11 protein-coding genes are annotated in these 14,834 nt (G+C 44.3%); 7 read left to right on the forward strand and 4 right to left on the reverse strand.

From position 1 onward, the window contains the following. Positions 1 to 49: 49 nt before the first annotated feature. Both ACQEXS_RS14855 and ACQEXS_RS14860 read right to left on the reverse strand, forming a co-directional pair. Positions 50 to 928 (reverse strand): mechanosensitive ion channel family protein, encoded by an 879-nt coding sequence (locus ACQEXS_RS14855; RefSeq protein ID WP_427014360.1) that lies wholly within the window; start codon positions 926 to 928, stop codon positions 50 to 52. A 2-nt stretch (positions 929 to 930) separates the two neighbouring features. Further along, entirely contained in the window at positions 931 to 3,276 is a 2,346-nt protein-coding gene (locus tag ACQEXS_RS14860; protein WP_427014361.1) for an AAA family ATPase, read from the reverse strand. Positions 3,277 to 3,600: 324 nt separating this feature from the next. On the opposite strand from ACQEXS_RS14860, the gene ACQEXS_RS14865 reads away from it, so the two are divergent. Beyond that, positions 3,601 to 5,193, forward strand: a complete 1,593-nt coding sequence (locus ACQEXS_RS14865; protein WP_367989114.1) for an ABC-F family ATPase — start codon at positions 3,601 to 3,603, stop codon at positions 5,191 to 5,193. A 13-nt stretch (positions 5,194 to 5,206) separates the two neighbouring features. Here the strand turns inward: ACQEXS_RS14865 and ACQEXS_RS14870 are convergent, their stop codons facing one another. Further along, positions 5,207 to 7,093: a methyl-accepting chemotaxis protein gene (locus tag ACQEXS_RS14870; RefSeq protein ID WP_427014362.1), complete on the reverse strand. Its 1,887-nt coding sequence runs from the start codon at positions 7,091 to 7,093 to the stop codon at positions 5,207 to 5,209. A gap of 121 nt (positions 7,094 to 7,214) precedes the next feature. Beyond that, positions 7,215 to 8,048 (reverse strand): formate dehydrogenase accessory sulfurtransferase FdhD, encoded by an 834-nt coding sequence (fdhD, locus tag ACQEXS_RS14875; RefSeq protein WP_367989116.1) that lies wholly within the window; start codon positions 8,046 to 8,048, stop codon positions 7,215 to 7,217. 218 nt (positions 8,049 to 8,266) lie between these two features. Between fdhD and ACQEXS_RS14880 the strand changes: the two genes are divergently transcribed. The 6 genes from ACQEXS_RS14880 to ACQEXS_RS14905 all read left to right on the forward strand — a co-directional run bounded on the left by ACQEXS_RS14880 (position 8,267) and on the right by ACQEXS_RS14905 (position 14,829). Continuing rightward, positions 8,267 to 8,731, forward strand: a complete 465-nt coding sequence (locus ACQEXS_RS14880) for a DUF3305 domain-containing protein (RefSeq protein ID WP_427014363.1) — start codon at positions 8,267 to 8,269, stop codon at positions 8,729 to 8,731. Continuing rightward, entirely contained in the window at positions 8,721 to 9,215 is a 495-nt protein-coding gene (locus ACQEXS_RS14885) for a DUF3306 domain-containing protein (protein WP_427014364.1), read from the forward strand. The genes ACQEXS_RS14880 and ACQEXS_RS14885 overlap by 11 nt, the downstream gene beginning before the upstream one ends. A gap of 180 nt (positions 9,216 to 9,395) precedes the next feature. Then, entirely contained in the window at positions 9,396 to 11,057 is a 1,662-nt protein-coding gene (locus tag ACQEXS_RS14890) for a 4Fe-4S dicluster domain-containing protein (protein ID WP_427014365.1), read from the forward strand. A gap of 9 nt (positions 11,058 to 11,066) precedes the next feature. Continuing rightward, entirely contained in the window at positions 11,067 to 11,702 is a 636-nt protein-coding gene (locus tag ACQEXS_RS14895; RefSeq protein WP_427014366.1) for a TorD/DmsD family molecular chaperone, read from the forward strand. Positions 11,703 to 11,765: 63 nt separating this feature from the next. Beyond that, positions 11,766 to 11,963 (forward strand): twin-arginine translocation signal domain-containing protein, encoded by a 198-nt coding sequence (locus ACQEXS_RS14900; protein ID WP_367989121.1) that lies wholly within the window; start codon positions 11,766 to 11,768, stop codon positions 11,961 to 11,963. 10 nt (positions 11,964 to 11,973) lie between these two features. Then, complete coding sequence (locus ACQEXS_RS14905) at positions 11,974 to 14,829, forward strand: formate dehydrogenase subunit alpha (protein ID WP_427014367.1); 2,856 nt, start codon at positions 11,974 to 11,976, stop codon at positions 14,827 to 14,829. Positions 14,830 to 14,834: the final 5 nt, after the last annotated feature.

Here is a 14,834-nt window from a genome sequence, read left to right on the forward strand (position 1 = left end):
TAAGTAACATAACGTTGTAAAAAAGGCCTCCATTTGGGAGGCCTTTTGATTATCCAGCATGCACCGCAATCTTAGGTGGGTTAATACCGTGCTTCTTAAACTCTTTCATTACTCGAAGGGTAATGTCGGTTTCAAACAGCTTCTCGTACGCAGTATCCACCACGTAAGCCTTACATGTTAATTGAATAGCAAGGTAGTTATCCGTGATGGTCTGCTTTACTAAAACAGTCACAGGCTTCGGTAGGTGGATATAGCGGCTAGAAGAGGCAGCTTCTTGGATCAAATCACGAGCAAGCGTGATATCTTCATCCATCCCAACATAAAACGGAATCACCACCTGCATATCCAATGCACCATAGTTGCCGCTTACGGTAACTTCATTAAGGAATTTGTTGTTTGGAATGGTGATGATGTCATCAGTGAGTGTACGCATGCGAACAGAGCGCAAACCAATAGCAATAATATCCCCATAATTACCCTCAAACGTGACACGGTCACCTACTTGAAAGGGACGATCTACCATTACGGTCATACCTGCGATAAACGATGCCGCAAGGTCTTTCAGAGCAAAACCAACAGAGACCGCAAGGGTACCACCTATTAGGGTTAGGATTTGGTCGTTGACCCGAAAACTCATCATAAAGACCAGCATACCGGCGGTCATATAGATAAAGAACTGCAAGAAAGACTGTAGCTTTTGCAGCAACATTCGATACTGTGCAAATTGGCTACCAAAGCTTTCAACCAGTGAGTTAATGAACTTCAATAACAACCACGTTGCCGCAATGATGATGGCGGAGAAGAAAACGCCACTCCAACGGATAAGACTGGCGATCTGCGTGATGTTTTCGACATTAGCCACATCTTCGGAAGCCAACGCCGGCAAAGCGACCATCACAGACAAGAGTAATATAATCAGTTTTTTCATCTTTACTTCACCAATAAATGCTGACGATCTAGAACATTTGTAATGTGGCGGAACCAGTGATCACTGACTCGTGCCTTATCTTCACTCCATTCGATGTAACCGCGGCTTTGGAAGTAGCGTAGGGTACCAATTACTTCTGCAATACTTAACTGTGTGCATTCAGACAGTTCTTCTGGCGACGCAATTTCGAGTTGAACGATTGAACGTAAGACCGCAAGCATCGGTTTTGGCATTTTTTCAAGCTCTTGAGATTCTGGTGCATGAAACAAGCGAACATAAACTTGTTGTGCTTCTTTATCTCGACGTAACGAGAGGCGGAAAAAACGCAGTGCAACGGTTGGGTTACCATCAGAATAATGCCAAAGAATTCGGTAGAAGCCTTGCTTAGCGCGTTCTTCTTCTGTGATGTCTTCATGATCCCATTGCTTTGGAACCACTAAACCATCAAATGAAATTCTATGTTCTTCGTTTTGGTTAATACGACTATCAAGCAGTTCACGGATAAGTTTTTCATTCCAACGAGGTAAAAAGCTCACGAGATCGAATAGCAATCTTTCACCACGAGCACGGTCGATAAAACGCCAACTCGCTTTCTCGATTGCAATCACCACACGATGATTTTTCTTAGAGCGACGCAATAAATTGGTCAAACGAATCAAATCAGACAAACCACCCACCATCGGTTTTACTAAACGCTGAGCATTGTCGACTGCCATTAAGTAAGAGGTCTCACTTTTTCTTAGGTGAGCCAGAATTTGAATCTCACTCGATTCTTCGCTCAAGCCAAGTTGAGATGCCAATTCAGCCAGCAGCTCGCCATAACCGCCATGTTGACAATTAAGGTAAAGAGGTTTTGCGTTTCGCACCTTACTAAGTAGTGTGTGCAGTAGGGTAGTTGTCCCCACACCACGTTCACCTGAAACCACACAAATAGCTGGGCTGTCTGTCATCAAATACTTAGACAATTGCTGTATTTCATCACTTGCATAATCAACAAGCGTGCTTTCTTTAGTACCCGGTAACACGTACTGAAAAGCATCGTCACCCCGAACACGCACTAGGTGATTTTGGCCGTTGTTGATGCTGGTTTGTTTCGCAACCTCAATTCGGAATAGGTACGCCAGTGCCTGACTAAAGAGCGCGTAATTCGACAGTAGGGCAACAATTTGGTGCTTAAAACTGTGAACAGTGAGCCAAACTATTGCTAGTGCTGTCGCTGGTAAGTTGAGGAGGAAAGTGTCTTTTTTGGCAATTGCCCAATTGACCCAAACTGGACGATCGGTGATCTTCATTGCCGTATCAAAGACTTTCTTACGCCATAGCTTAAGCACAGATAGCGTGACCAAAACAAACCAGAAATACAACGCATTGTAGATCCAGTAATAAATGGTTGTCTTACCAAGTGTGCGCATTGATATTTGCAAAATCACACCAGCGACGATAGCACTCCATACATATCGACGAATGGTCGCAAGGCGAAGCGCAATCACTTCCTCTGAAGAGGTTCTACTGTTTCGGTGCGCAAACTCAAGAAGGAAGCTGATTGCAATCGAGCCACCCAATACCCACCAAGTAAAGATCTCCAAGTAAATAAGATGCTGCAAGCTAGGGATGTTTGATAACACGCGTAGCGACAACGTAATTGCAATTAAGAATGCGATGGCGCGATGTGCTCGGCTGAAATACCAAACTAAGCGAACCCATAAAGGTGGATTCGTTTTACTTTCTAACTGCGTTTGGCGAAAAACTTCAATAAGGCGTTTACTGTTTGCAAGCCACCAAGCCAAGCCAAAGTAGATAAACAACACTTTAAGAGCAGCCCAAACCACAGGAATCGGCGAGATCAAGATGTCATTAATTAATGCACGGAAGCTACGCAGCTGAAAGTGCAATAGGTATTGAGCATTGAGTTTGGTTTGATTCCATTCTTGCTTAAACTGCGTAACCCCATAGGGGCCAAAACCGGTCAGTTTATCTCGAACGGGTTGCTCGGCAAGTTCAAGCAAATGCTGTTTGCTCTGGCCCAAACTATTTAGCGTTAAGTAGCTACTCTCTGTTTCAAACCAGTCATTTTCTACATTTGATTCACGGTATTTTTCTAAGTGTGCCTTAAATACCGTCGTCTGCTTTTTCTGCTCATTGATCACCGCAGTCAGTAGCTGTCGAATTTTTCGGTGATCCCGCTCTGTCATAAACAGTGGCTCTGGGATTTTATTTATTTCGGAGGCAATTTCTTCTGCCACTGCATCGACTTGTGGTGTTGGTGTGAATTCATACTTCCATTCTGCCTGAGCAAAGCCAGACAATAAAACACCAGTCAATAACAATAAGCGCAATGCAAAACGCATAAAATTCTCTTTTAACTTAGTAGGTTAGAGTGAGTTTAGTCGGTTTGAATCTGAAATCGAGTTCAGCATGACCATTTTAAGGACGAAACACTTTAATCTCAGTTTTGATCCAAGTGTCAGTGAAGTGTCATGATTAAATTGTATTGCTTATCAATAACAATATTCAAGAAAAGTATGGTTAACTCCCGTTGCTCAATTGCGAAATCTTCCACTTGAACAAGGCGGAAGATGCGAATAAATAAAAACAACACTTGCAGTTAACGTGCATAGCCAGTAACGTTGCGCGGTTTTTCCTAATAAACTTGAATTGCTAAGGTAAAGGTTTTGATTTCCACAGCGAATATTACTCAACAATTTGGCGCTAAGCCGCTATTTGAAAACATCTCAGTTAAGTTTGGCGAAGGTAACCGCTATGGCTTAATCGGGGCTAACGGTTGTGGTAAATCAACCTTTATGAAAATCCTGAGCGGTGAACTTGAACAAACAAGCGGTAACGTAAGCTACGATCCAAACGAGCGCGTTGCTAAGCTAAATCAGGACCAGTTTGCGTACGAAGAATTCACTGTCATCGATACCGTTATCATGGGTCATAAAGAGCTATGGGAAGTGAAGCAAGAGCGTGACCGCATCTACTCACTTGCTGAAATGAGCGAAGAAGATGGTATGAAGGTAGCTGACCTAGAAGTGCAGTTCGCGGAAATGGACGGTTACATGGCAGAAGCGAAAGCGGGTGAGCTTCTTCTTGCTGTGGGTATTCCAATGGAGCAACACTTCGGCTTGATGAGTGAGGTTGCACCGGGTTGGAAACTTCGTGTGCTTCTAGCGCAGGTTCTATTCGCAGACCCAGACGTTATGCTTCTTGACGAACCGACCAACAACTTGGATATGGACACTATTCGTTGGTTGGAAGACACGCTAAACGCACGTAACTGCACAATGATCATCATTTCGCACGACCGCCACTTCCTGAACTCAGTATGTACCCACATGGCTGACTTGGACTACGGTGAGCTGCGTGTTTACCCAGGTAACTACGATGAATACATGACAGCGGCTTCTCAAGCTCGTGAGCGTCTACTGAATGACAACGCGAAGAAGAAAGCACAGATCGCGGAACTTCAAACGTTCGTTGCGCGTTTCTCTGCAAACGCCTCGAAAGCAAAACAAGCAACATCTCGTGCTAAGCAAATCGACAAAATCAAACTCGACGAAGTTAAAGCGTCTAGTCGCCAAAACCCATTCATTCGTTTTGAACAATCTAAAGAGCTATTCCGTAACGCTCTAACTGTAGAAAACCTAAGTCAAGGTTTTGAAGAAGACCTGTTTGCAAACTTCAATGCAATTTTTGAAGTGGGTGAGCGCGTCGCCATCATCGGTGAGAACGGGGTGGGTAAGACAACCCTACTAAACACACTTGCTGGTGTACTAGAACCACGTACCGGTGAATTCAAATGGTCTGAGAACGCAAACATCGGTTACTACGCGCAAGACCACGCTCATGAATTTGAAGAAGATATGAATCTAACAGATTGGATGGGGCAATGGCGTCAAGAAGGTGATGATGAGCAAGTGGTTCGCAGCTTCTTAGGTCGTATGCTGTTTGGTCAAGACGACATTAAGAAATCCGTGAAAGTTCTGTCTGGTGGTGAGCAAGGTCGTATGCTGCTTGGTAAGCTAATGATGCACAAGCCAAACATGCTGCTAATGGATGAACCAACTAACCACATGGACATGGAGTCGATCGAATCTTTAAACACGGCACTTGAGCAATACAAAGGTACGTTGTTCTTCGTATCACACGACCGTGTATTTGTAGACTCACTTGCTACACGTATCCTCGAAATAAAAGATGGTAAGATCCATGATTTCAAAGGCACATACTCAGAGTTCCTACGTTCACGCGGTATAGAAGGTTAATCAGCCCACTCTTCTAATATTTAAACTGAGCCACAATTGCTTCAAGCTTGTGGCTCACGTCAGATACTTGTTCACTACACCTCACCGAACCAGTTACAATTTGATGCGTATCGCCCGCTAACTCCGCTATCTGAGTAATATTTCTGTCTATTTCTGCAGACACCATTGATTGTTCTTCAGACGCGGTTGCTATTTGCGCATTCATATCAAACATTTCAGATATTTGATCAACAATCTTATCTATCGCTCCAACTACATTCTCTGTTTGCTCGTTAGAGTGATGAGCCTGCTCAAGACTGCTTTGCATCAGTGACACCGTTTTTTGAACACCTGTCGTAAGGCCGTTAATAGTGGTCTCAATTTCATGAGTTGATGTATTCGTCATCAAAGACAACTGACGTACTTCATCAGCAACAACTGCAAAACCTCGACCATTATCGCCAGCTCGAGCTGCCTCGATCGCCGCGTTCAATGCCAGTAGGTTAGTCTGTTCAGCAATGCCTTGGATGGAGGTGATCACTGAATGAATATCACGACTGCATGTTTCTAATTCAGAGACAAGCTCTTGTGAACTTTCAATATTGCTCGTTAGTGTTTGAATACTTTGCCCTGCTTCATGAGTTAATGTACGCCCACGTTCTGCTTCTAGTTTTACCCGTTTTGCATTTTCCGCAGCATGCTCAATATTGGCGGTGATCTCGTTACTGGTCATAACCAACTCGTTCACGGCTGTTGCTACAGATTCCGATTCCATTTTTTGCTGTTCTGCATTCTTCATGCTTTGCATGGCCGCTTTTTCAGAACTGCATGAGTTTTCGCTGAGTACGTTCATCACCTTAGCCAGATCTTTAATATTGCCGTGTAGCGAACTAATGAAGAGATCAAACGAATTAGAGAGTTGTACCAGTTCATCGTTGCCTTTAGCATTCATCCGTACCGTTAGATCGCCTTCACCTCTGGCAATTTTGTCCATCAGCATATTGATTGCGCCGATGCGGTTAGCGATATTTCGCCCAATTAAGATCAACAGCAGTGAAACTAGGAGTGCGATGCACGCTCCAAACGCATAGAGCTGTTGCTTCACACTGGTTGTTTTGGAATTAATCAATGCTTCTATGTCTTGCTGTAAGATATGGATGATTTCTTCAGTTTGATGAACATTATTGCGAAGCGCACCACGCAGCCCTTGTTGTGGTGTTAAACCAAAGGTTGTTTTGGCGTCAGCCAGTTTCGTAATCGCCTGCTGATAATTTTGTACTGCAGAATCAACGAGTGGATAGGATTCAGAGATTAACAGCAAGGTTCTCAGTGCATTTTGTACGTCAAGAAAGGCGCTCTCACTTGGGGTAGCAAGATAGAGGTTGTCATATGTGTAAAGAGAGAAGAGGGCTTTGGTTAAATCACTATCATTGAGGTAAGAGACTTGTTCTCTTAATGACTCACGTGTCAGCTCGAGATCTTGTGTTAAACCCGACTGGCCGCTCTGACCAATTTGATTAACAGAACTGACCAATTGATGAAATTGGATTTGATAATCTTTCACGGTTTGGATGACTTGATCGACTTGCTGCCCAATAGATGGATCAAATTCACTTACTAGTGTATTGAGCTGTGACACTCGAACCAGAAGTTGCTCTGAGGTTTTATCAAACCGCTCAACATATTTGGCGTCTTTGCGTGCTAAGAAGTCTTTTTCATGGCGCCGCAGTGTAAGGAGATCGACTTCACTCAACAGGTTTTCTGTTGCGGCGATATCGAGACGATTGAGTGTGTTAAAGCTAACCTGTTGAAATGCGGCATAGCATCCGATTCCTACCAACAGCATTAATGTGATTAGCGTGAGTTTCGCGCGAATAGTTAGCGCAAATGATAGCCGAGACTCTTTTGGTGATGGTGTCATTAAACACCTCCCTAGCAATGAACGTTGTAATGACTGCTTTTTAGTACTTTGTTACATTTTTATTACAGCAGTTATAAAACTAATAGCACTAGAGAGGGGCTTTTCAAGTTATACAGAGAGATTATTCTTCTTTTAAATGCCCTTTAACATCAAATTCAACTTTATCTGCTCCGGTAAAGATCTGAAAACGCAGACCTTTTGCACGAGCGATCGTCGTTATGCCAAATTTTTGAGCTAGATCTAATCCCATTTGAGTTACACCAGAACGAGAAAGTAGCACTGGAATTCCCATCTGAGCCACTTTAATCACCATTTCTGACGTTAAACGACCCGTAGTATAGAAGATCTTATCTTCACCAGATTCACCGTTTAACCACATTTCTCCCGCTAACGTATCTACGGCATTGTGACGACCAACATCTTCAACAAATGAAAGTACTTGATCACCTTGGCACACCGCGCAGCCATGAACTGCTCCAGCTTTCTTGTACGTGTCGTTATAATGGGTCAGAGCTTCCAATGCGGCATAGATTTCTGACTGTTTGAGCGGAACTTGAGGCACCTGATAGTTCTCGAGTTGCTTCATCACATTCCCGTACATGGTGCCCTGACCACAGCCAGAAGTGACCGTTTTCTTTTTCAGCGCACCTTCTAGGTGCTCCGTATTTTCTTGAGTGATAACAGCGGCAGTGTGCGTTTCCCAGTCGATGATGACAGATTCAAGAGCCTCAGGATCCGATAGAAAGCTCTGGTTTTTTAAGTAACCTAAAACTAACGATTCTGGTCGCGACCCCAACGTCATTAGCGTTACCACTTCCTTCCAATTAAGCATGACTGTAAGAGGGCGCTCGCAAGCGATTTGTTTAGTCAGCTTTTCTCCGTATTCATCGAAGACTTCCACTTCGATGGTTTGAAGTGGATTTTCACTGGTTTTGAGAATTTTTGGTTTCGCCACGGGGAATCCTATTTATTATTTTCTTAGAGGTGAAACATGATCAAAGCAATTACCATTCCTGATTCGCACAGTATCTTAAATTAAACACTCTACTTAAATTCGATTGAACTTTTGCCGTGGTTTCGATTCTGAGGAAGGTATGGCTTACTGAGACTTTTCACAAGAAGGTACAGTAATTGCTTATAAACGTCAGCAACAAATGAAGAGTTAGGTGAGTTATGTCAAGTGAAGCGCCAATAACAAAACAATTAGAAAAGAACGAAACGGTTTGGGATATTGAGTGTGAGTTAGTCGAGCACGAAATTTCTACCGGCATTTGGTTAACCAGTCAGTGGCAACTAAAAGGGTTTAACCTCAAACCAGAAATGGTATCAGAATCTGTTACGTCGCTTGAACTTCATAAAGATGAGCGTACGGATTATCGCTTTAATTTAAGTTCCCAACAGCCCAAACTATTCCTGATCCTAGATAATATGGACACAGACAGTGTACCTAAAATTGTGTCATTAACCGCTTCGCAAAGCGTTGCTGCTCAATATATGGATGGAGACTATCTCGTATTATCCAATGACATGCCATTACCAATACAGGCATGGATGGAGGCGTTTATCGGGCGTCATGGGGAGTTATTAGAACAGCGACGTAAGAAGCGTCGCGGGGCGGGGCGTTCGAGTGGCAACTAATTTTTTAAGCCGTTGGTCTCAAAGAAAACTTCAGCAAACGGATCAAGCGGAAGAAGAGCAAATTGAGCCTTCACAAGAGCCCGTTGTTGAACCGGTTGCAGAGGCGCATGCGGACATAACCGATGCTAAGCAAGAGTCAGAAGACGATGTCGTCAGCGTAAGTTCTTTATTAGCAGCTGGAGCAGAAACGGCCGTAAAGAAGGCAGCTTTACGTAAATTGTTTTTAAGTGGTGAATTTTCCGAAGTGGATGCGCTTAATGACTACGATCATGACTATAAAGCCGTCAAGAGTCTATCAAGTGATGTCGCCGAAAAACTCAGAGAATGGGTAAACGATCAGTCTGAGCAGGAGCCGCAAGTAAATGAGGAAGACAAATCGCCTGAACTGAAAGCTCAGCCGGACGACTGCATTGAAGAAAACCATCTTTCTGATACAGCAGAATCAGAAATTAATGTGGGACAAAATATACCACACAAAGAATAGGTACATTTTGACCGAATCATCAATAAGCCGTATGCGACAAAATGTCGCATACGGCTTTTTTCTGTATCAGAACTAGACAAATTAATCTTAACTTATTGATTTAATAATCAAAAAAATCAGGCACGGCATTTGCTATGTAAAAGCCAATTCTATCGTTCGAGTTCGACATGGAACAGAGCAATGCTAAAACAATTACTACAACAATCAGAGTCTAGTAACGGTAAAGCGCGGTTATATGCGTTTGAAAATACGGTTGAACTGACTAATTTGATCCCGCCGACAGTAAGTTACGAAAGTGGTGGAAATACACTCATTATTGGTCCAACTGCAATTATCGAAAGCGCAGCCCAGCAACTTGAGCAAATGAACAGCATCACTTTACTGTCTACTGATGGTGAGAAAGGCCAACATAAAGAGCTTTATTTCGCGAGTCGTGTTCAGGTTTCTGGTTTTCTCGGTACCTTCGAAGTTTTGACTGAAAACCAAGGCGTGACAACTAATCTTGCAAAAGTAGCCATCAACCATGACTGTTTTGATGTGGTGCTCGATCTTTGCCTCAGCAGTTGTATGACCGAAGAAGTTCCTGTCCCAGGCTACTACCCAGTTGGGCGAGGTTATCCAAAGCTTGCTGAAGCACTTGAAGAAATTCCAACCCTAATGGGAACCTTTGATAAACCAAAGTTCTTTCGTTTGAACACCGAACTCTGTGCACACAGTTCTCGCGGAGTTAAAGGTTGTGAACGCTGTGTTGATGCCTGTCCCGCTGGTGCACTTTCAAGTGAAGGTAGTGACAAAACCGGTCATCGAATCGAGATAAATCCGTATTTATGCCAAGGGGTGGGGACCTGTGCGACTACGTGTCCAACAGAAGCAATACATTACGCTTTGCCCAACCCACAAGAAACGCAAAAGTTCATTGAGCGCACACTCGCGAATTATGAAAAAGCGGGAGGTCAGGATCCTATTGTTCTGATCTGTAGTGCTCGCCATGAAACCTACAATGTTATGGCACTGAAAGCACTACCAGACAACGTCATTCCGGTTGTGGTTGAAGAGCTACCATCTGTTGGGCCAGACACTTGGTTTGCAGCTTTAGTTAATGGTGCTACGCAAGTGCTTTTTGCAGCCAGCCGTTACATGCCTGAGACGATTCAAAGAATATTGAATAATGAAGTGGCAACCGCTCAAGAGCTATTGTCACAATTGGGCATCACTAAAGAGTGCATTGATGTACTTTACTTGGAGTCCTTAAGAGAAGGTCCTCCGACCTTGTGCACAGAGTCGTTCGATCTCGCTTTAGGTGAGTTGCAAGGCACTAAACGTCAACGTCTGTTCACGGCGCTAGATGCATTAGCCAAATCTCGAATTCCTGTCGATAACATCGTTTCAATGCCAGTAAATGCCCCTTTTGGAAGCATTAACTGCAGCAGTAAAGATTGTACGTTATGCATGAGCTGTGTTGCTGTATGCCCAACACGCGCGCTTCACACCGACGGAGTGATACCTTCACTTAAGTTTATTGAACAAGACTGCGTTCAATGTGGATTGTGTGAAAAGGCTTGTCCAGAACAAGCACTTTCTCTGACACCTCGCATGAATTGGGACAGCGCAACTCGTCAATCGGCAATCACTATCCATGAAGAAAAAGCCGCAGAATGCATTCGCTGTCATAAACCATTTGCACCGCAATCGATGATAGATATGCTCCAAAACAAGTTACGCGGTCACTCTCATTTTACTGATCAAGCCGCCATCAATCGTATTGCGATGTGTGAAGACTGCCGAGTTGTCGACATGTTTGAATCGATGGCCGAAAACCCACTTCAACAGTTGAAATACTAGGAGCTACGCGTGGATACACAACAAGATCAAACCTTACGCGCCCAAATCTATTTAATGCTGTCGTCGTTATTCCGTCAGGTTCCATCAACAGAATTGTTGAGTTTTCTTGCCAATATTGAAGTTGAGTCGTCAGCGAGTGAGATGCAACTGGCGTGGCAAAAGGTGAAACATGCGGCGGATTCGACAGATGGAGAAGCGCTCGACGATGAGTTTCATGCACTGTTTATCGGTGTTGGCCGTGGGGAGGTTGTACCTTTTGCATCATGGCATCGCACGGGTTCATTAATGGAAAAGCCATTGGCAGAACTTCGTACCGACCTATCTATGCTTGGTTTTGAACGTGAAGAGAATGTCAAAGAGCCGGAAGATCACATCTCGGCTTTGTGTGAAGTGATGGCGCTGTTAAGCACCGAAGATGCATCACATCAACAAAGCTTCTTCAACAAACACATTGCCCCTTGGTTTGGATCATTAAGTAACCAAATCCAACAAGCAGAAAATGCAGTGTTTTATAAAGCGGTAGCTGAGCTTCTGACGGCATTTATGGCTCAAGAGCAAGTCCGTTTTAGCGAAAATACGAAAAGCAGTAAATCAACTTTGAAAATTGATGTGAAAAACGTAACCGAATACGAGCAATCGGAATAGCGAACACGTCGATAAGAGAGGCTTTAGCCTCCAAACACTACCTTAAAAGGTAAGGAAGCAACGATGAAAGATAATAAAGATATAAACAACAGCCGCAGGGATATCCTGAAAGGCTTAGCTACGGCCGCAGTTGCTGGTGCCGTTGTCGCTGGAACAACAAAAGTGGCATCCGCTTCAGAAACTGTTTCTGTTGAAAAAGACGTAAAGAAGACAGGTTACCGCGAAACTCAACACATTCGCGATTACTACGACACTCTATAAGGAGCGAACCATGAAACTAATGAAACGCTCCGATACGGTGAGCAAAGAGCAGAACCAGTTAGGAGTCTCGCGTCGCGCATTTATGAAGAACAGCTCGCTTGCTGCTGGTGGTGCCTTTGCTGGGGCATGCTTGTTTACGCCGGGAATGATCAAAAAGGCAGAAGCTAAATCTGTTGATCCTCAAGCTAAGACAGAAGTAAAAAGAACGATCTGTTCTCACTGTTCAGTAGGTTGTGGTATCTATGCTGAGGTCCAAAACGGGGTTTGGACTGGTCAAGAGCCTGCATTTGATCACCCATTTAATGCTGGTGGCCACTGTGCCAAAGGCGCGGCATTACGTGAACATGGTCATGGTGAACGCCGTCTAAAATATCCAATGAAGCTTGAAAACGGTAAGTGGAAGAAACTGAGCTGGGATCAAGCCATTGAAGAGATCGGAAACAAAGTCCTAGATATTCGTAAGGAATCTGGGCCAGATTCTGTTTACTGGTTGGGTAGTGCAAAGCACAACAACGAACAAGCGTACATGTTCCGTAAAATGGCATCGTTATGGGGAACAAATAACGTTGACCACCAAGCTCGTATTTGTCACTCAACCACGGTAGCTGGTGTTGCAAACACTTGGGGCTATGGTGCGATGACAAACTCATTCAATGATATGCATAACTGTAAATCGATCTTATTCATCGGTTCTAACCCAGCAGAAGCACACCCAGTTGCCATGCAGCATATCTTGATCGCTAAAGAGAAAAATAGCTGTAAAATCGTTGTTGCAGATCCACGCCGTACTCGTACCGCGGCTAAATCAGATCATTATGTTTCTCTGCGTCCAGGCTCTGATGTTGCTTTCATCTGGGGCATCCTATGGCACGTATTTAAAAATAACTGGGAAGATAAAGAGTTCATCCGCCAACGTGTATTCGGTATGGATGAAATTCGCGCTGAAGTAGCTAAATGGACACCCGCAGAAGTCGAACGAGTTACTGGCGTAAGTGAAGCCGACGTTTATCAAACGGCAAAACTGCTTTCTGAGAACCGTCCGGGCTGCGTTGTTTGGTGTATGGGTGGTACTCAACATACAACGGGTAACAACAACACACGTGCGTACTGTGTTCTTGAACTTGCGCTTGGCAACATGGGTAAATCAGGCGGCGGTGCAAACATCTTCCGTGGTCACGATAATGTACAAGGTGCAACGGACCTTGGCGTATTGTCTCACACACTTCCGGGCTACTATGGTCTTTCTGAAGGGGCGTGGAAACATTGGTCTGGTGTTTGGGATCTAGATTATGACTGGGTGAAAAACCGATTCGACCAAAACAAATATCGTGGCAAATTGCCAATGAACAACATGGGTATTCCAGTATCGCGTTGGGTCGATGGTGTGCTTGAAAACAAAGACAACATCGAACAAAACGACAATATTCGCGCTATGTTCTACTGGGGTCATGCGGTTAACTCGCAGACTCGTGGCGTAGAAATGAAAAAAGCGATGCAAAAGCTGGATATGATGGTGATCGTCGATCCATATCCTACCGTGGCTGCAGTGATGAATGACCGTACCGATGGCGTTTATCTGCTTCCTGCAACCACTCAGTTTGAAACATACGGCAGTGTGACAGCTTCTAACCGTTCCATTCAATGGCGTGATCAAGTTGTTCAACCATTATTCGAGTCGAAACCAGATCACGAGATCATGTATCTTCTGACCAAGAAACTCGGTTTCGCAGACCAACTGTTCAAGAACGTGAAAGTTGAAAATAACCAACCACATATTGAAGACATCACACGTGAGTTCAATAAAGGAATGTGGACCATTGGTTACACTGGCCAAAGCCCAGAACGTTTGAAAGATCACCAACAAAACTGGCATACCTTCCACAAGACGTCACTTGAAGCCGAAGGTGGCCCAGCTCATGGTGAGACCTACGGTTTGCCGTGGCCATGTTGGGGCACGCCAGAGATGAAACACCCTGGTACTCATATCCTTTACGACACATCTAAACCTGTTGCTGAAGGTGGCGGTAACTTCCGTGCGCGTTTTGGTGTGGAATACGAAGGGAAGAACCTTCTTGCTGAAGACAGTTATTCAGAAGGGTGTGAACTGGAAGACGGTTACCCAGAATTCAGCGATAAACTGTTGAAACACCTTGGTTGGTGGGACGACTTAACAGCAGAAGAAAAACAAGCAGCAGAAGGTAAGAACTGGAAGACCGATGTGTCTGGTGGTATCCAGCGTGTTGCCATTGCACACGGTTGTATTCCTTTTGGTAATGCGAAAGCGCGTGCTGTTGTTTGGACATTCCCAGACCGCGTTCCACTGCACCGTGAACCTCTATACACACCGCGTCGTGACCTCGTTGCAGATTACCCAACTTGGGACGATAGCGAATCTATTTACCGTCTACCGACCATGTACAAATCAATTCAGGATCAAGATAAGTCAGGTGAGTACCCAATTATCCTGACATCCGGTCGATTGGTTGAATACGAAGGTGGTGGTGAGGAAACTCGCTCAAACCCATGGCTTGCTGAGCTACAACAAGAGATGTTCGTAGAAGTGAACCCGAAAGATGCCAACGATCTTGGTTTCAAAGATGGTGATATGGTTTGGGTTGAAGGCGCTGAAAAAGGCCGTATTCATGTCAAAGCGATGGTCACTCGCCGCGTGAAACCGGGTCTGGCATTTATTCCTTTCCACTTTGGCGGCAAATTCCAAGGTGAAGAGTTGCGCGATAAATACCCAGAAGGCACGGACCCATACGTGATTGGTGAATCTGCCAACATTGCAACGACTTACGGTTACGACCCTGTGACACAAATGCAGGAAACTAAAGTCACCCTATGTAACATTCGCAAAGCGTAAGGAGT

It is taken from the genome of Vibrio sp. TRT 17S01 (genome assembly GCF_050113695.1).
In the GTDB taxonomy this organism is placed as follows: Bacteria; Pseudomonadota; Gammaproteobacteria; order Enterobacterales; family Vibrionaceae; genus Vibrio.

Coding starts and splice junctions, on each gene's coding strand:
- ACQEXS_RS14860 (WP_427014361.1), bottom strand. CDS start 3,276: ATGCGTTTTGCATTGCGCTTATTGTTATTGACTGGTGTTTTATTGTCT.
- ACQEXS_RS14890 (WP_427014365.1), top strand. CDS start 9,396: ATGCTAAAACAATTACTACAACAATCAGAGTCTAGTAACGGTAAAGCG.
- ACQEXS_RS14855 (WP_427014360.1), bottom strand. CDS start 928: ATGAAAAAACTGATTATATTACTCTTGTCTGTGATGGTCGCTTTGCCG.
- ACQEXS_RS14905 (WP_427014367.1), top strand. CDS start 11,974: ATGAAACTAATGAAACGCTCCGATACGGTGAGCAAAGAGCAGAACCAG.
- ACQEXS_RS14900 (WP_367989121.1), top strand. CDS start 11,766: ATGAAAGATAATAAAGATATAAACAACAGCCGCAGGGATATCCTGAAA.
- ACQEXS_RS14880 (WP_427014363.1), top strand. CDS start 8,267: ATGTCAAGTGAAGCGCCAATAACAAAACAATTAGAAAAGAACGAAACG.
- ACQEXS_RS14870 (WP_427014362.1), bottom strand. CDS start 7,093: ATGACACCATCACCAAAAGAGTCTCGGCTATCATTTGCGCTAACTATT.